17 protein-coding genes are annotated in these 15786 nt (G+C 66.4%); 9 read left to right on the top strand and 8 right to left on the bottom strand.

The window, feature by feature from the left end; genetic code table 11:
• The first annotated feature begins 129 nt into the window (after positions 1-129).
• The 5 genes from GBZ48_RS36730 (at position 130) to GBZ48_RS13680 (ending at position 4251) form a co-directional block, all read left to right on the top strand.
• Positions 130-708: a septal ring lytic transglycosylase RlpA family protein gene (locus tag GBZ48_RS36730; protein ID WP_174471549.1), complete on the top strand. Its 579-nt coding sequence runs from the start codon at positions 130-132 to the stop codon at positions 706-708.
• Positions 709-1173: 465 nt separating this feature from the next.
• Positions 1174-1623 (top strand): MaoC family dehydratase, encoded by a 450-nt coding sequence (locus tag GBZ48_RS13695; protein ID WP_012973248.1) that lies wholly within the window; start codon positions 1174-1176, stop codon positions 1621-1623.
• 142 nt (positions 1624-1765) lie between these two features.
• Positions 1766-2710, top strand: a complete 945-nt coding sequence (locus GBZ48_RS13690) for a bifunctional riboflavin kinase/FAD synthetase (protein ID WP_174471548.1) — start codon at positions 1766-1768, stop codon at positions 2708-2710.
• Positions 2711-2726: 16 nt separating this feature from the next.
• Positions 2727-2915, top strand: a complete 189-nt coding sequence (locus GBZ48_RS13685) for a hypothetical protein (RefSeq protein ID WP_174471523.1) — start codon at positions 2727-2729, stop codon at positions 2913-2915.
• 133 nt (positions 2916-3048) lie between these two features.
• Complete coding sequence (locus tag GBZ48_RS13680; RefSeq protein WP_174471547.1) at positions 3049-4251, top strand: multidrug effflux MFS transporter; 1203 nt, start codon at positions 3049-3051, stop codon at positions 4249-4251.
• Here GBZ48_RS13680 and GBZ48_RS13675 read toward each other — a convergent pair.
• Positions 4217-4795: an MgtC/SapB family protein gene (locus GBZ48_RS13675; protein ID WP_174471546.1), complete on the bottom strand. Its 579-nt coding sequence runs from the start codon at positions 4793-4795 to the stop codon at positions 4217-4219. The two genes, GBZ48_RS13680 and GBZ48_RS13675, sit on opposite strands and share 35 nt — an antisense overlap.
• A gap of 439 nt (positions 4796-5234) precedes the next feature.
• Here GBZ48_RS13675 and GBZ48_RS13670 point away from each other — a divergent pair, with 439 nt between their 5' ends.
• Positions 5235-6371, top strand: a complete 1137-nt coding sequence (locus GBZ48_RS13670; RefSeq protein WP_174471545.1) for a type III PLP-dependent enzyme — start codon at positions 5235-5237, stop codon at positions 6369-6371.
• A gap of 216 nt (positions 6372-6587) precedes the next feature.
• On the opposite strand, the gene GBZ48_RS13665 is transcribed toward GBZ48_RS13670, so the two are convergent.
• Positions 6588-6800 (bottom strand): DUF1127 domain-containing protein, encoded by a 213-nt coding sequence (locus GBZ48_RS13665; protein WP_098740467.1) that lies wholly within the window; start codon positions 6798-6800, stop codon positions 6588-6590.
• Positions 6801-7113: 313 nt separating this feature from the next.
• Here GBZ48_RS13665 and GBZ48_RS13660 point away from each other — a divergent pair, with 313 nt between their 5' ends.
• On the top strand, positions 7114-7839 hold the full coding sequence (locus GBZ48_RS13660) for an HAD family hydrolase (protein WP_174471544.1): 726 nt from the start codon (positions 7114-7116) through the stop codon (positions 7837-7839).
• Between the two features lie 12 nt (positions 7840-7851).
• Positions 7852-8214, top strand: coding sequence for a cupin domain-containing protein (locus tag GBZ48_RS13655; protein ID WP_174471543.1), 363 nt, complete (start codon positions 7852-7854; stop codon positions 8212-8214).
• 111 nt (positions 8215-8325) lie between these two features.
• Here the strand turns inward: GBZ48_RS13655 and GBZ48_RS13650 are convergent, their stop codons facing one another.
• The 3 genes from GBZ48_RS13650 to GBZ48_RS13640 all read right to left on the bottom strand — a co-directional run bounded on the left by GBZ48_RS13650 (position 8326) and on the right by GBZ48_RS13640 (position 10653).
• Positions 8326-8559: a hypothetical protein gene (locus tag GBZ48_RS13650; RefSeq protein WP_174471542.1), complete on the bottom strand. Its 234-nt coding sequence runs from the start codon at positions 8557-8559 to the stop codon at positions 8326-8328.
• Positions 8560-8677: 118 nt separating this feature from the next.
• The gene (locus tag GBZ48_RS13645) at positions 8678-10180 is read right to left on the bottom strand and encodes a tripartite tricarboxylate transporter permease (protein ID WP_209798358.1); all 1503 of its coding nucleotides are present in this window, start codon (positions 10178-10180) and stop codon (positions 8678-8680) included.
• On the bottom strand, positions 10177-10653 hold the full coding sequence (locus tag GBZ48_RS13640) for a tripartite tricarboxylate transporter TctB family protein (protein WP_174471541.1): 477 nt from the start codon (positions 10651-10653) through the stop codon (positions 10177-10179). Before GBZ48_RS13640 ends, GBZ48_RS13645 begins: the two co-directional genes overlap by 4 nt.
• Before the next feature lie 406 nt (positions 10654-11059).
• Here GBZ48_RS13640 and GBZ48_RS13635 point away from each other — a divergent pair, with 406 nt between their 5' ends.
• On the top strand, positions 11060-12064 hold the full coding sequence (locus GBZ48_RS13635) for a tripartite tricarboxylate transporter substrate binding protein (protein ID WP_174471540.1): 1005 nt from the start codon (positions 11060-11062) through the stop codon (positions 12062-12064).
• Positions 12065-12105: 41 nt separating this feature from the next.
• Here GBZ48_RS13635 and queC read toward each other — a convergent pair whose 3' ends face one another.
• The 3 genes from queC to GBZ48_RS13620 form a co-directional block, all read right to left on the bottom strand.
• A complete protein-coding gene (gene queC, locus GBZ48_RS13630; protein WP_174471539.1) occupies positions 12106-12834 on the bottom strand; it encodes a 7-cyano-7-deazaguanine synthase QueC in 729 nt (242 codons plus the stop codon).
• A gap of 85 nt (positions 12835-12919) precedes the next feature.
• Positions 12920-14836, bottom strand: a complete 1917-nt coding sequence (locus tag GBZ48_RS13625; protein WP_246307181.1) for a PAS domain S-box protein — start codon at positions 14834-14836, stop codon at positions 12920-12922.
• Positions 14837-14968: 132 nt separating this feature from the next.
• Positions 14969-15784, bottom strand: a complete 816-nt coding sequence (locus GBZ48_RS13620; protein ID WP_174471538.1) for an alpha/beta fold hydrolase — start codon at positions 15782-15784, stop codon at positions 14969-14971.
• Positions 15785-15786 lie beyond the last annotated feature (2 nt).

Raw genomic sequence — 15786 nt, 5'->3', positions numbered from 1 at the left:
ACCCCAAGGGCAACCCACTCCGAATTCGTCAAGATATTAGAAACCAGAAATAGTGTCGATGTCTTGTCTCGATCCTGCGAGGGAACTCTTTTCCTTGAATGGCGTTGGTCCGCCGTTGGAGGTGTACCGATGAAGACAACACGCATTATCGTCCTGGCGTTGACCGCCGCGACCCTGTGCGGGACTGCCGTCCCGGTGCTGGCGAACGAGAAGGCCAAGGTTCCGCCCGTGCATGTAGAGCATGAGGATGGCGAGGAGATCCTCGTCCACAAGGGGGAAGCATCGTTCTACAGCCAGAAGTTCCACGGCCGCACCACGGCGAACGGCGAAACGATGAACCAGAACAAGGCGACCGCCGCCTCACGCACCCTGCCGTTGGGTTCCAAGGCCACAGTCACCAATCAGGAAAACGGCAAAAGCGTCGACGTCATCGTCAACGACCGCGGTCCCTATGTCGACGGCCGTGTGATCGACCTGTCGCGCTCCGCCGCCAAAAAGCTGGACATGATCGAAGACGGCACCGCCCCGGTGAAGGTCGAGGTCAAGCCGTCGGAACAGCCGACCGACACCGCCCGCGAAAAGGTGGAGGAGAAGGTCGACCAGCTTACCCCCGGCAACCAGGTCGCCCAGGGCGACGGCAACCGGAACAGCGGAAACTCCGGCGGCAGCAGAAGCGACACAGTGTCGCACTCCGGCTCCGGCAAGTAATGCTGCGGCGCGGCGAAAAGGCTTTCCGATTCGCCGCGCCAACCACTCAATTTTTATTGCATCGCCGTACCAACAGTCACCATACGGTCAAACCGTTGAAAAGAACGGGACTTCACTACCGGCACCCCAGCCGCTGGCTAAACAGTCGCACCCATGGCGGCACACCGGTCGGAATGGCTGGATCTTTTGCGATAAGCCTATGGTCCGCCGCATTTTCTCTTGAAATACCTCGTTCCATAAGTAATCCCTTGCTGCCATGCCGGCTTCCATTGCGGCGAAGCCTGCCGGACGGCGCGGCAGGCTTCCTCGCGGACTTGTGCGGAACGTTAGAGATTTTTTTGCATTTTTGGAGGAGACGTGGTGCCATTCCTATCGCTGCAGCGCACACGACGCATTGCAGCGAACGGCACGGCGCCCGGGCGTCAGATGCCGGAACTGGCACCGAGAGAAAGAGGAATTGCTGCGATGGACGACGTGCGTCAGGTCCGCAAGGATACCGAAGGCTACTGCATCGAAGACCTGTCCGTCGGCATGACGGCCAGCTTCGCCAAGACGGTGACGGAAGCCGATATCGTCCTGTTCGCGGGCATTTCCGGCGACACCAACCCGGTCCACATCAACCAGGAATATGCCGCCACCACCATGTTCCAGGGCCGCATCGCCCACGGCATGCTGACGGTCGGCTTCATCTCGGCCGTTCTGGGCACCAAGCTGCCGGGGCCTGGCTGCATCTACATGAGCCAGACGCTGAAGTTCAAGGCGCCGGTCCGCGCCGGCGACACCGTCACCGCCCGCGCCACCATCACCGAACTGATTCCGGAAAAGCGCCGCTGCGTCATCAAGACCGTCTGCACCGTCGGCGAGACCGTGGTGGTCGAAGGTGAGGCGCTGCTGATGGTTCCGTCCCGCGGCTGATCGCATACGGCCAACACCCAGGCCAATCGGCCTGCCTGCGAGCGTAAAACACGCCGGCGCGTTTACCCCGCGCCGGCGTCGGTCTATATAGACGCCCGAGCAAGCGGACCCGCCGGGGTCCGCCCACAGCACCGGGGCGCGCATGCGACTGTACAGACACACCGCCGACCTGCCGGCCGAAGAGCGGGGCGCCGTCGTGGCGCTCGGCAATTTCGACGGCGTCCATTGCGGGCATCAGACGGTCATCGGCACCGCCCAGCGCCTTGCCGCGGAACTGGGGTCGCCGTCCGCCGTCGTCACCTTCGAACCGCACCCGCGCAGCGTCTTCCGTCCCGACGACCCGCCCTTTCGCCTGACGCCCTTCCGCGTCAAGACCCGCCACATCGAGGCGCTGGGCGTCGACCAACTGATCGTCTGCCATTTCGACGATGGTTTCCGCCACAAGACCGCGCAGGCCTTCGTCGACGAAATCCTGGTCGGCGGGCTGGGCGTGCGGCATGTCGTCTGCGGCTATGACTTCCTGTTCGGGCACAAGCGGTCGGGCGATCCCGCCTTCCTGCTGCAGGCCGGGCGCGCCCAGGGCTTCGGCGTGACCGAGGTCGGGCCGGTATCCGACGAGCAGGGCGGCGTCTATTCCTCCACCCGCGTGCGGGACGCGCTGACCGCCGGCCGCCCGCGCGAGGCCGCCCATGTGCTGGGCCATCCGTGGGAGATCGAGGGACGCGTCGTCCATGGCGACCAGCGCGGCCGCACCATCGGCTTCCCCACCGCCAACATCGAGCTGGGCGAGTATCTGCGCCCGGCCTTCGGCGTCTATGCGGTGCGCGCCGGCATCGACCGCGCCGGCGAGACGGTCTGGCTGCCGGGCGTCGCCAATCTCGGCGCCCGTCCCACGGTGGACGGCACGGTGGCACGGCTGGAAGCCCACCTGTTCGATGTCGACCTCGACCTGTACGATTTGCATCTGCGCGTCCAGATGATCGATTTCCTGCGGCCGGAGATGAAGTTCCCCAGCTTCGATGCGCTGAAGGACCAGATCGTGCAGGATGCCGCCGCCGCCCGCGCCGTGCTGGCGGCCGCCGGCTGACAGGAGGGGAATCGGAATGGGCCAGGGGGTGGAACGCGTCCTGATGCTGCTGTTCATGCTGAATCAGGGCGGCCCGACCACGCTGGAGTTCGCCAGCATGGAGCAGTGCAAGGCGGCCGAGCCGATCATCATCCAGAATTACCGCGAGATGACCGGCAACACCGTGCTGTCGCGCTGCATCCGCATGACGCTGCCGGCCAAGTGATCGGGTTGGACGCACAACAGACTTGGCAATGGCATTGAACAGGCGGCCGGCGATCTGCGCTGGCGGCGGTGGTTTCATCTGATACAGTGCCGCCCCGTCCCCGCTTCCCGTCGCAAGCCGCCCCGAATCCCGCATGCCCCGTCCAGATTCCCTGACCATCCGCATCCTGCTGACGGCGCTCGTCGCCTTCGGCCCGCTGTCCACCGACCTGTATCTGCCGTCGCTGCCGACGCTGGTGCGGGTGTTCGGCACCGACGTCGCCACGGTGCAGCTCACCCTGTCGATCTTCCTGGTCGGCTTCGCGGTGTCGCAGCTGGTCTATGGCCCGATGTCGGACCGGTTCGGCCGGCGCCCGACCCTGCTGGTGGGGGTGACGATCTATCTGGCGGCCAGCGCCGTCTGCGCCATGACCAGCAGCATCGATGCGCTCATCGCCGCCCGCTTCTTCCAGGCGCTGGGCGCCTGCTGCGGCCCGGTGGTGGCCCGCGCGGTGGTGCGCGACGTGTTCGGGCGCGACCGCGCGGCGACTGTGCTGGCCTATATGTCGATGGCGATGGCGCTCGCCCCGGCGGTGGGGCCGATGCTGGGCGGCGTGCTGACGGAATGGTTCGGCTGGCGCGCCAACTTCGTGCTGCTGACCGTTTTCGCCTGCGGCATCCTGGCCGCCGTGTGGTCGATGCTGGGCGAGACCAACGCGCATCGCGACGAGGAGGCCCTTCGGCCCGGCCGGCTGGCGGCCAACTACCTGCTTTTGCTGCGCAACCGCGGCTTCCTCGGCTATGTGCTGGTGGTCGCCTTCTCGTACAGCGGCATCTTCTCCTTCATCTCCGGCTCCTCCTTCGTGCTGATCGAGCAGATGCACCTGACCCCGGCCCAGTATGGCGCCAGCTTCGGCGCGGTGGTGCTGGGTTACATGCTCGGCACCTTCCTGGCCGGACGGCTGACGCCACGGCTGGGCGGGGCGCGGATGATCCGGATCGGCACACTGCTGTCGATGGGCGGCGGGCTGGTCGGCGGGGCGCTGGCGCTGGCCGGGGTGCTGCACCTGCTGGCCATCGTGGTGCCGGTCTTCCTGTTCATCCTGGGCACCGGCCTGACCCTGCCGAACGCCAGCGCCAACGCCGTCGGCCCCTACCCCACCATGGCCGGGCTGGCCTCCTCGCTGCTGGGCTTCGCGCAGATGGCCATCGCCGCGGTCATCGGCATTGTCGTCGGCCACATGAACGACGGCACCGCCCTGCCGATGATGGGGGCCATCGGGCTGGTCGCCCTGGGTGCACTGCTGGCGCACCGGCTGCTGGTCATCCCCGCGGCGACGAGCGGGCGATCCGCCTGATCCGGCCCTGTTGGGAGGCGTGACGGGAGGAATGGCGGGAAGTGCCGCGGCGCTTCCGAGCCTTCCCATCGTCGTCACCGTCCTCTTTGCCCAACTGCGGGAAACGATCCAGCAGGATGGTGAACAGGATCGTCACGACCAGGCACAAGCCCAGCGTCATGCCCGCCAGCATGTAGTATCCGGCGCCGCAGGCGATCCCCAGCGCGCCGGCCACCCAGATCACCGCCGCGGTGGTCGCCCCGCGCACGGTATCGCCCGAGCGGAACATCACGCCGGCGCTGATGAAGCCGACCGCCTGGGCGACGCCCTGGATGACGCGGACGGGATCGCTCGGCCGCTCGTTCCCCGTCGCCTGCAGCCCGGCGTAAAGCTCCAATGCAACCAACGTGGTCAGCGCACAGCTGATGGATATCAGCGTATGCGTGCGCAAGCCCGCCGCTTTGCCCCGCATCTCGCGGTCGAGTCCAAGCAAAGCGCCGCACAGGGCCGCCGCCAGCAGCCGCAGCCCGATTTCCCCGGCAGTCAGAACACTGGTCAAGTCCATGAAATCGCTCCGGTTTTTCCGCCCTCCAAACGGTCTGCCACTTTTTTGGGGCAGATGGCATTTTTCACTTTGCAATCGTTCGCGTTGGATCTATGTAACGCGAACTCGCAAGCGCACGTGCCGCTGGCCCGCCCCTCGGCGTCTCCGAGATGTGGTTATGCAACGACGTAACGCGTGATCCCCGACCGTCCCTTAAACAAGGCGGCGACTTGGAGGTTACGATGGTTGATGTTGTTGTGGGTGGGCGCGTGCTCACCCGTCTCCGAAATTTGCCGCTCCTGGACCATACGGACAGAACAGGGTTCTGTACGGGGAAATCCAGTATTGGCGGCTTGAGCGCCTGATCAGCTTTTTCAGTTGCTGATCGGCCCGCTCGGCCGCTCCGTTCCCCCCGACTTCGCCCTTTCCGTTCCATCATCTTGCGTCCCAGGAGACTGAGATGACCCAGAAGATTGCGCGCTTTTTCGAAGAGCAGCGCCCGCAGACCCCTTGCCTCGTCATCGACCTGGATGTCGTCGAGCAGAACTACAACGATCTGCACGACGCCCTGCCCGACGCCCGCATCTTCTATGCGGTGAAGGCGAACCCGGCCGCGGAAATCCTCAGTCTGCTGGCCCGTCTCGGCTCGGCCTTCGACTGCGCCTCGGTCCCGGAAATCCAGATGGCTCTGGCTGCCGGCGCCACCCCGGACCGCATCTCCTTCGGCAACACCATCAAGAAGGAAAGCGACGTCCGCCGCGCCTTCGAGCTGGGCGTGCGCCTGTTCGCCTTCGACAGCGAGCCGGAACTGGAGAAGATCGAGCGCGCCGCCCCCGGCGCCCGCGTGTTCTGCCGCATCCTGACCTCGGGCGAGGGTGCCGAATGGCCGCTGTCGCGCAAGTTCGGCTGCGACCTGAAGATGGCGCGCGAGCTGCTGCTGAAGGCCCGCGACATGAACGTGCAGCCCTATGGCGTGTCGTTCCATGTCGGCTCGCAGCAGAAGGACCTGATGCAGTGGGACCACGCCATCTTCCAGGTGGCTCAGCTGTTCCGCGAGCTTGAGGTGCTGGGTGTCGATCTGGGCATGATCAACCTGGGCGGCGGCTTCCCCACCCGCTACCGCACCGATGTGCCGGAATGCACCGCCTACGGCCAGGCGATCTTCGACTCGCTGCGCACCCACTTCGGCAACCACCTGCCGGAGACCATCGTGGAGCCGGGTCGCGGCATGGTCGGCAGCGCCGGCATCATCGAAAGCGAAGTGGTCCTGGTGTCGCGCAAGTCGGCCGAGGATACCAAGCGCTGGGTCTATCTCGACATCGGCAAGTTCGGCGGTCTGGCCGAGACGATGGATGAGGCGATCCAGTATCCGATCGAGGTGCTGGGCGATGAGCAGGATGAGGACCGCGAGGCGGTGATCCTGGCCGGCCCGACCTGCGACAGCGCCGACGTGCTGTACGAGCGCGCCGACTACAAGATGCCGATGGGTCTGAAGGCCGGCGACCGCGTGCGCATCCACGCCACCGGTGCCTACACCACGACCTACTCGGCGGTCTGCTTCAACGGCTTCGAGCCGCTCAAGCACTACTGCATCTGAGGACTCGGGGTGGGGAGCTGCCCTGCCCGTCTTCACTCCGCCAAAAGAAAGCCCGCCTGCCGGTTCACCCGGCGGCGGGCTTTGTCTTTTCCGGCCGGCTGTTTTTTTGTGCAGCCTGTTTTTTGAGCAGCCTCAAGTATCGGACAAAGAAAAAGGCCGCCTCCGATCAACGGAAGCGGCCTTTTCCAGTGCGTTCGCCGGCCGGCGTACAGGCGCTCATTCGCGCCAGAACGGCTTCGACATCTCGCGCTCGGCATCCAGGCGGCTGAAGCCGATGTCCTGGAGCATACGGTCGTCCAGATAGCCCAGCTCGCGGCGGGTGACGACGCGCTGGCGCCACAGGCCCAGCAGGTTCGAAGCGATTTCGACGACATGGCCGAAGGTGGTGTTGGCGTGGCCGGTCTCGGCGGAGTGAAGAAGGGTTGCCATGATGGAGATTCCTGAGATGTCTTGTTTTGGAGGGTCCGCCGGTCGGCGATCACGTCCTCCTTGTGTGGAAATATAATTATGCTTCTTTGGGCCATGTTGCCACCCCCGACGGCAACATGCCCGCTTTGCAGGCAGCGAAGAACTCGCCATGGAATGTCACCGATCTGTGGCAAATTCGTCATTGCGGATACTTACCGTTCGCCAGACTGACAATAAAGGACCCCCACACCGGCACCCCCTGGACAAGGCAGACCGACTTGGGCCATGTATTGTTTTACTTACGGATCAATCGAGCAGACCAGTGGACAGGCTCATGAGCAGCATCCCCAGCCCCGCCGGCTCCCCCGCCGGCCAGCAGTTCGAGACCATCGGCTTCGATGGCGACGACACGCTCTGGCATAATGAATCGCTGTTTTCGATGACGCAGGACCGCTTCCGCGCCCTGCTGGCCCACGCCGCCGACCCAACCGACCTGGACCGCCGCCTGCTGGAGGCGGAACGGGCGAACCTCAGCGTCTATGGCTACGGCATCAAGGGCTTCGTGCTGTCGATGATCGAGACGGCGATCGCCGTCACCGACGGCCATGTCCCCGCCCGCGACCTGCAAAGCCTGATCGACTTCGGCAAGGCGATGCTGGAGCATCCGGTGGAGTTGCTGCCCGGCGTGAAGGAGGTGGTGGAGACGTTGGCAGGCCGTCACCGGCTGGTGCTGATCACCAAGGGCGACCTGTTCGACCAGGAAAGCAAGATCGCGCGCTCCGGCCTGTCGGACCTCTTCCACGCGGTGGAGATCGTCAGCGAAAAGGACCCGGCCACCTACCGCCGGGTGATGGACCGCCACGGCATCGACCCGGCTCGCTTCCTGATGGTCGGCAACTCGGTGCGTTCCGACATCCTGCCGGTGCTGGCGACCGGCGCCCATGCCGTCCATATCCCCTATGCCATTACCTGGGCGCATGAAGAGGCCGAGGTGCCCGATGAGCATTACCGCCGGCTGGAGTCGGTCCGCGACTTGCCGGCATTGCTGGCCGACTGGTGAGGAGCCCTGACGATGACCCTGTCCACTCCCCTGTCGCTCTTGGCCGACCTCGACGGCATCACGCCCGAAACCGGCGCACCGGCGGCCGAGCGCCTCCTGTCGGGTGCGCCGGTCTTCACCAGCTGGAACGGCTACGAGTCGCCCGACGGCAAGCGGTTCGCCGGCACATGGCATTCGACGCCCGGTTCCTGGCGCATCGTCTATGACGAGTGGGAGTATTGCGAGATTCTGGAGGGCGAGAGCATCGTCGCCCATGACGATGGCCGGTCGTGGACCTTGAAGACCGGGGACCGTTTCGTCATCGAACCGGGATTCCAGGGGAGCTGGACGGTGGTCGCGGCCACCACCAAGCGCTATGTGGTGATCCTGCCCTGATCCGCCCGCCTGGAGTCTGTCCGGTGCTTATTGAAGCACCGGACAGACTCCAAGCTTTTGGTCTCCCGTGTGATTCACGCTTCAAGCGATTCCGCTTGAACCGATCACACTCTAACCGGTGATCTCGACGGACTGCTGGGCGGTGTTGTGGCTGAGGATGGTGACGGCCTTGCGCCCGATCTCCACCGCCAGCATGCCCAGGACGAGGACGGAGGCGACCAGCATCAGGCGGGCGATGTCGCGGGACCAGACGCGCTTGCGGGCATTGGCACGACGATGTGCGCGCTCTATGGCCCGCGCGGCGCGGCCGGGCAGACGCTGTCCCATCCAGGCGGTGGCAGCCATGATGCGCTCCCTCACCATTTCCAACAATCGATATGCTTTTATATAAAATTTTATCTTGTTTGGCAAGGAGCGAGTCCCGTAGCGGATTGCCGCAGGACGCGCTCAGCAGAGGCGACGCTTACTCCTTGAACGCCACCTCGCGCTGGCGGCGGAAGGCCGGCAGCAGGATCAGAGCCAGCAGGCCGGCGGCCACCGCCATCAGGCCGGCGCTGATCGGCCGGGAGATGAAGATGCCGAGGTCGCCATGCGACAGCAGCATCGCCCGGCTCAGATTCTCCTCCAGCAGCGGGCCGAGGACGAAGCCGAGCAGCAGCGGCGCCGGCTCGCAGTCCAGCTTTTTCAGCACATAGCCGAACAAACCGAAGCCGGCCATCATCACCACGTCGAAGACGTCGTTCCGCAGGCTGTAGGTGCCGATGCAGCAGAAGACCAGGATGGCCGGGAACAGGTAGGCGTAGGGAACCCGCAGCAACCGCACCCAGATGCCGATCAGCGGCAGGTTCAGCACCACCAGCATGATGTTGCCGACCAGCATGCTGGCGATCATGCCCCAGAACAGGTCGGGCTGCTTGGTCATGATCTGCGGCCCCGGCGTGATGCCGTGGATCATCATCGCGCCGATCATCAGCGCCATCACCGCGTTGGACGGAATGCCGAGGCTGAGCATCGGGATGAAGCTGGCCTGGGCGCCGGCGTTGTTGGCGGCCTCCGGTCCGGCGACGCCCTGGATGGCGCCCTTGCCGAAGGCGCCCGGATCGCGCGCCACCTTCTTTTCCAGCGCGTAGGAGGAAAAGGCGCTCAGCGTCGCCCCGCCGCCCGGCAGGATGCCGAGGAAGGCGCCGAGAGCCGTGCCGCGCACGGCAGCCGGCCAGGCGTCCTTGAAGTCCTGCCAGCTCGGCCACAGCCGGTGGATCGGCGACGGTTCGATCCCGCGCCCCTCCGTCTCCTCCAGATTGATGATGATGTCGGCCAGCCCGAACAGCCCCATGGCGAGCGGCACGAAGTCCAGCCCGTCATAAAGCTGCGGGATGTCGAAGGTGAAGCGCATCTGGCCGGAATTGACGTCGGTGCCGACCATGGAGAGCAGCAGCCCGATCAGGATCATCGCCACCGCCTTGACGACGGATCCGTGGGCGAGGATCACCGCGCCGATCAGGCCGACCAGCATCAGCGCCACATATTCCGACGGACCGAAGGCCAGCGCCACCCCGGCCAGCGGCGGCCCGGCGACGGCGATGACCAGCGTTGTCGCGATACCGGCGAACAGCGAGGCCAGCGCCGCGGTCGCCAGCGCCACGCCGCCGCGGCCCTGCCGCGCCATGGCGTTGCCGTCCAGACAGGTCATGACGGACGAGGATTCGCCCGGCAGCTTCACCAGGATGGCGGTGGTCGAGCCGCCATATTGGGCACCGTAGAAGATGCCGGCCAGCATGATCAGCGCGCCGACCGGCGGCAGGTAGAAGGTGATCGGCAGCAGCAGCGCCACCGTCGCCGTCGGCCCCAGCCCCGGCAGAACGCCGATCAGCGTGCCGATCAGCGCGCCGAGGAAGCAATAGAGCAGGTTCATCGGCTCGACCGACACGCCCAGCCCGAGCCAAAGATTGGCGAAGACGTCCATCATGGCCAGATCTGGAGCGGCAGGCCCAGTCCCCAGGAGAAGATGGCAACGCAAGCAGTGGCCAGCGTGGCCCACAGCGCGGTGAAGGGCCCCGGGCGGAGCGGTCGGCCGGCCAGTCCGCCGATGCCGATCAGCGCCAGGATGGCGAGCACCAGCCCCAGCTTGTCGAGCAGGGCGGCGAAGGCCACCACCGCGACGGTGATGGCAACCGATGGCCGCCATGCCCAGGCCAGCGCCGCCGGCGCATCGGCGGTCAGGGCGCGAAACATCGTCGCGAGCCCGGATGCCAGCAGAAAATAGCAGACGAGCCGTGGGAAGAAGCCGGCCTGCATCATGGCCAGCGACCCGGCTTCCCAATTGCGCGCCAGCCACAGCCCGCCGAGTGCGATGGCGGCGAGCAGCAGCCCGGCCGCAAGGTCCTGGGGCGATCTCAGCCGGAAGGCAGCCGGCCGTGGCGATCTCAGGGTATGTGTCATTGGATGGATGTCCGCTCTCTCAGGCACGCGATGGCGAGTAGGCCGGATGCAGCGCTCTCGCTTCGTGGAACGAGTTCATCGGACGAGGGGCATGGGAGGGAGCGGGTCCGCCCCCAACCGGGCGCAATCCACACTGGCCGTTCCGAACCCTCGGCACCCGAATCCGCGGGTTGCATTATCGTCGCGTACGGCATCTCCGTCGAGTGTCATATGCATGCCGATACGCGCATTAATTTGCGGCGTAAGGGAATTTTCAAACTCCACCCGCGGCATTTTGCGCCGGGACACCCTTTTCTATATCGATAAATTTAGTCAATACACGCATAAGCGAGGACGTGTGGATTCGGGTGCCGGGGCGAGCGGGGCCGGCGCCGGACGCATCGGCACGAAAGTAAGGGATGGAACGATGACAGCAGCGACCCGATTTCTGCGCTTGGCCGGTGGCCGTGCCGCATCCCTTCTCGGCACGGCACTGGCGGCGCTGGTTCTGTGCGCCGCGGCCGGCCCGATGGCGCAGGCCGCCTATCCGGAGAAGCCGATCACCATGATCGTGGCCTATGGAGCCGGCGGATCAACCGACGTGACGGCCCGCATGCTGGTGCCCTACATCGAGCGGTATCTGGGAGGCGCCCGGATCGTTATCCTGAACCGTCCCGGCGCCGGCGGGGAAATCGGCTTCGCCGCCATCGCCGACGCCGTGCCCGACGGCTACACCATCGGCTTCATCAACACGCCGAACCTCATCACCATCCCGATCGAACGGCAGGCGCGCTATGGCCTCGACCGGCTGGATCCGCTGGTGAACATCGTCGACGATCCCGGCGTGATGACCGTCCGCGCCGACAGCCCCTTCCGCTCGGTCGCGGACGTCGTCGCCAATGCCAAGGCCAATCCGCGCGTTCTCACCGTCGGTTCGACCGGCATCGGCTCCGACGACCATCTCGCCATGCTTCTGCTGGAACGGCAGGCCGGGGTTCACCTCACCCATGTGCCTTTTCCCGGCAGCGCCGAGAATTACCGAGCGATGCTGGGGCAGCACATCCAGATCTGCGACCAGAATCTGGGCGAGGGGCTGCGCGGAATGGCCGGTGGCGACCCGGTGCGGATGCTGGGCGTGATGAGCCGCTCGCGCTGGGACATGGCGCCCGACCTGCCGACCTTCCGCGAGCAGGGCTATGCCATCGACATGGTGTCGATGCGCGGCATCGGTGCTCCGAAAGGCCTGCCGCCGGAGATCCGCCGCACCCTGATCGAGGCGGTCACAAAGGCCGCCATGGATCCGGAATTCCAGGCCAAGGCGCGCGAGACCTTCCAGCCGCTGCGCATCGTCGGCCCCGACGCCTTCGCCGCCGAGCTGAAGCAGTTGGACGGCGAGTTCCGCAGCCTGTGGACCGAGATGCCCTGGAAGTAACGGCCTGGATATAACAACCAATTGCGAAACGATCCGGTCCGCTACGACTTCATTCCGATATCGTAACGGATCGGGTCGGTCATTCCGGCCTCGGAAAAGCCCTTGAGACGCAGCAGGCAGCTGTCACAGGCGCCGCAGGACAGACCCTCCGGCGTCGGGTCGTAGCAGGAGTGGGTGAGGCTGTAGTCCACCCCCAGCTCCAGCCCGCGGCGGACGATTGCGGCCTTGTCCAGTGTCATCAGCGGCGCATGGATCTTGAAGCGGCTGGTGCCTTCGACCCCGGCCTTGGTGGCGAGGTTGGCGAGTGTTTCGAAGGCCGCGATGTATTCGGGCCGGCAATCGGGATAGCCGGAGTAATCCAGCGCATTGACGCCGATGAACAGGTCGGATGACCCCAACGTTTCCGCCCAGGCCAGCGCGAAGGACAGGAAGACGGTGTTGCGCGCCGGGACATAGGTGACGGGGATGCCCTCGCCCAGCCCGGCCTGCAGGTCGGCAGCGCTGTCGTGCTTCGGAACGGCGATGGAGTCGGTCAGAGCCGAGCCGCCGAAGGCGCGCAGGTCGATATCGGCAATCACATGCCGCTCCACCCCCATCGCCGCGACCACCCGCCGCGCCGCTTCCAGTTCCACCGAATGGCGCTGGCCGTAGCGGAAGCTGAGCGCATTGACCCGATAGCCCTCGGCCTTGGCGATGGCAAGCACCGTCGTCGAGTCGAGCCCGCCGCTGACCAGCACCACCGCGTCCCTGACACCGTTCCGATCCGCCATCGCACACCTGCCTTTCCGAAACCGTCCACCGACAAGGCGGACATCCCGCGACAGCTTCTGGCACATCCGGGCGGCATAGGCCAGATCAGGACATCGACGCCAGCAACTCCGCGATGGTCATGATGCGCAAGGGCGGCAGCCGGATGGTGGCGGTGCAACCCTGCTCCGGCGCACTGTCCAACGTCAGCGTGCCGCCATGCGCCTCAACCAGACGCAGCGCCAGCGGCAGGCCGAGACCGATGCCTTCGTGACGGCGGGTGACGGTCTGGTCGATCTGGCCGAAGGGGGTGAGCGCCTTTTCGACGTCCTCCTGCCGCATGCCGACGCCGCGGTCGCGCACCGACAGTTCCACCCAGCCATCGACGGCGAGGCCGGCGGTCAGGCTGACCGGGCCACCCGGATGGCTGAACTTGATGGCGTTCGACAGCAGTTTCCCCAAAGCCTGCCCAAGGCGGCGTTCGTCGCCGCGGATCGGCGGCAGGTCGCCGTCGGCCATCACCTCGACCGTCACGCCCTGACGGGTCGCATGGAAGCGCAGATCCGCCACCACGCGCTCGATCAACGCCGACAGGTTCACCGATCCTTCGACCAGCGAGAACCCGCCGGCATCGACGCGCGCCATGTCGAGGATGTCGTCGATGATCGCAAGAAGCTGTTCGCCGGCCTGCCGGATCGCCCCGACGCAGTCAGCCACCAAGTCATTTTGCCGCCCACCCGCCGCGGCAGTCCCGGCTTGCGTCTCCAGCAGTTGGGAGAAGCCGATCACCGCGTTCAGCGGGGTCCGCAACTCGTGGCTCATCGTCGCGATGAAGGTCGATTTCGCCTGGTTGCCGGCCTCCGCCGCCTCTTTGGCGGCCAGAAGCTCGGCCTCGGCACGTCGGCGCTCGGTCACGTCGCGAAGAATGGCGGTATAGACCCGCCGCCCCTCCACCTCGCTGGCGCTGACCGACAGCTCGACCGGGAAGCGGGTGCCGTCGGCACGCTCCGCCTCCGCGGCACGGTCGCGGGCGACCAGGGCGGTGGTCTGGCCGGGCGCGAATTCCAGCCGGATGCCGCCCTCCTCCCGCAAATCGGCCAGCGGGATCAGGCGGTCGAGCGGACGCCACAGCAGGTCGCCCGCCGCAACGCCGAACATAGCCTCCGCCGCACGGTTGAAGCTGAGCAGCACGCCCGCCTCGTCGACGGTCAGGATCGCGTCGGCGGCGGTGTCGAGAATCGCCTCGTTGCGCGCCTCCGACAGGCGGAGCGCATTGGCGGTGAGCACATATTCGCTGACGTCGGTGATGGTGGCTATGGTGCCGCCATCCTCCAGGCGGATGCGCTGGCACAGCACCCGGCGGTCGGCGCCCGTGCCGTCGGGATCGTGGAAGCGGAAATCGGTCGCCGCAGCATCGCAGCCCGAGTCCAGCCGCCAGTCCGCCGCCACCCGCTCCCGGTCCTCCGGATGCACGGCATCGAGCCAGCCCTTGCCGAGCAGCCGGTCGGACTCCAGCCCGGTGATCCCGGCCAGACGGGCGTTGGCGAACTGCACCTGCCCGGCGGAATCGGCCTGCAAAATGCCGACCGGCACCGCCTCCGCCAGGGTGCGATAGCGCGCCTCGCTGGCGCGCAGCCGTTCCGACAGGGCGATGTGGTCGCTGATGTCGCGAATGTTCAGCACCAGCCCGCCGATGGCCGGATCGGCCAGCTCGTTGCGGGTGGTGACCTCCAGCCAGCGCCAGCCGCCATCGGCATGGCGGAAACGGAAAACGGCGCGGCCGCTGCTGCCCGCGGGAGCGTTCACGCGAAGTTGCAGCCGGCGCTGCGCCTCCTCCACATCGTCGGGATGGATATGCTCGCCCAGCGACGCGCCGGTCAGGGCCTCCGGCGCATAGCCAAGCAGATCGCCCGCAGAGCCGTTGATGTGGCGCACGCGCCCGTCCGGCGACAGCAGCGCGACAAGCTCGCGGCGATCCTGGAACAGGCCGCCGATCCTGAGTTCCCTGGACAGGCCATCCTGCAAGACGACACTCCCGACCCTGATGCGGACAGCGGGATTGCGCTCGATCCCGCCGTCCGCAGGGTAATCAGAGGGCGTTAATGGTTCATGTCAGGATTAACCCGACTCCGGGTGCATGATTTCCGCGTTGAAACCCTACCCGCGACGCAGGGACAGGAAGGACGTCAAGGCTTCCAGTACCGCATCGGGAGACTCGGTCATCACCATGTGCCCGGTCTGCGGCAGGACGACGACCTGCGATGTCTTGACGCGGGCGGCCAGCGCCCGTCCGGCCTTCGCCGGGGTCATCTTGTCGAGCGCGCCCAGCAGGAACAGCGCCGGACAGGCGACCATCGCAGCGGCATCGGCCCCCTGCACATAGTCGTTGCAGGCGGCAAGATCGACGCCCAGCACGCCCGGACGCACCGAAGCCATCAGCCGGCGCCCGCCGGGGACCAGCGCCAGCCCCGGCGTCGGACAGCCGCCGCCCTGGGCACCGCCATGGCCGCGCGGGCCGGAGCCCCAGCCGATCACCATCTCGATGGCCGACTGTTCGCCGGCATGGGCGGCCGCCAGCAGGTCCGGATGGACCGGCATCCGCTCCGCCACGCCCAACAGCGCGACCGCCTCCACCCGCCCGCCCTGGCGGGCGGCGGCGTCCAGCGCCACAAGCGCGCCCATGGAATGGCCGACCAGCGCCGCCCGCTCCAGCCCGGCGGCGTCCAGCAGGGCGACCACCCAGTCGGCGATGGCGGCGATGCTGTCCAGCGGCTCGCCGCCGGAGCGGCCATGGCCGGGCAGATCGACCGCCAGGACCGAACGGCCATGGTGGGCGAGATAGCGGCTTTGCAGGCTCCACACACTGTGGTCCATGCCGGCGCCGTGGATCAGCACGACAGCCGGACGGGCGGGGTCGATGTCCCGGCCGCCGGTGTGGACGAAGACAGGGTTTCCATTGACGGTCAGCTGCATGG

This window comes from Azospirillum melinis (assembly GCF_013340935.1).
GTDB lineage: Bacteria > Pseudomonadota > Alphaproteobacteria > Azospirillales > Azospirillaceae > Azospirillum > Azospirillum melinis.
The sequence above is the reverse complement of the archived record's forward strand: the minus strand, read 5'-3'. Positions and strand labels throughout refer to the sequence as shown.

What these genes read in the sequence shown, in the direction of transcription:
- GBZ48_RS36730 (WP_174471549.1), top strand. Translation starts at nt 130, where the DNA reads ATGAAGACAACACGCATTATCGTCCTGGCGTTGACCGCCGCGACCCTG.
- GBZ48_RS13695 (WP_012973248.1), top strand. Translation starts at nt 1,174, where the DNA reads ATGGACGACGTGCGTCAGGTCCGCAAGGATACCGAAGGCTACTGCATC.
- GBZ48_RS13690 (WP_174471548.1), top strand. Translation starts at nt 1,766, where the DNA reads ATGCGACTGTACAGACACACCGCCGACCTGCCGGCCGAAGAGCGGGGC.
- GBZ48_RS13685 (WP_174471523.1), top strand. Translation starts at nt 2,727, where the DNA reads ATGGGCCAGGGGGTGGAACGCGTCCTGATGCTGCTGTTCATGCTGAAT.
- GBZ48_RS13680 (WP_174471547.1), top strand. Translation starts at nt 3,049, where the DNA reads ATGCCCCGTCCAGATTCCCTGACCATCCGCATCCTGCTGACGGCGCTC.
- GBZ48_RS13675 (WP_174471546.1), bottom strand. Translation starts at nt 4,795, where the DNA reads ATGGACTTGACCAGTGTTCTGACTGCCGGGGAAATCGGGCTGCGGCTG.
- GBZ48_RS13670 (WP_174471545.1), top strand. Translation starts at nt 5,235, where the DNA reads ATGACCCAGAAGATTGCGCGCTTTTTCGAAGAGCAGCGCCCGCAGACC.
- GBZ48_RS13665 (WP_098740467.1), bottom strand. Translation starts at nt 6,800, where the DNA reads ATGGCAACCCTTCTTCACTCCGCCGAGACCGGCCACGCCAACACCACC.
- GBZ48_RS13660 (WP_174471544.1), top strand. Translation starts at nt 7,114, where the DNA reads ATGAGCAGCATCCCCAGCCCCGCCGGCTCCCCCGCCGGCCAGCAGTTC.
- GBZ48_RS13655 (WP_174471543.1), top strand. Translation starts at nt 7,852, where the DNA reads ATGACCCTGTCCACTCCCCTGTCGCTCTTGGCCGACCTCGACGGCATC.
- GBZ48_RS13650 (WP_174471542.1), bottom strand. Translation starts at nt 8,559, where the DNA reads ATGGCTGCCACCGCCTGGATGGGACAGCGTCTGCCCGGCCGCGCCGCG.
- GBZ48_RS13645 (WP_209798358.1), bottom strand. Translation starts at nt 10,180, where the DNA reads ATGATGGACGTCTTCGCCAATCTTTGGCTCGGGCTGGGCGTGTCGGTC.
- GBZ48_RS13640 (WP_174471541.1), bottom strand. Translation starts at nt 10,653, where the DNA reads ATGACACATACCCTGAGATCGCCACGGCCGGCTGCCTTCCGGCTGAGA.
- GBZ48_RS13635 (WP_174471540.1), top strand. Translation starts at nt 11,060, where the DNA reads ATGACAGCAGCGACCCGATTTCTGCGCTTGGCCGGTGGCCGTGCCGCA.
- queC (WP_174471539.1), bottom strand. Translation starts at nt 12,834, where the DNA reads ATGGCGGATCGGAACGGTGTCAGGGACGCGGTGGTGCTGGTCAGCGGC.
- GBZ48_RS13620 (WP_174471538.1), bottom strand. Translation starts at nt 15,784, where the DNA reads ATGCAGCTGACCGTCAATGGAAACCCTGTCTTCGTCCACACCGGCGGC.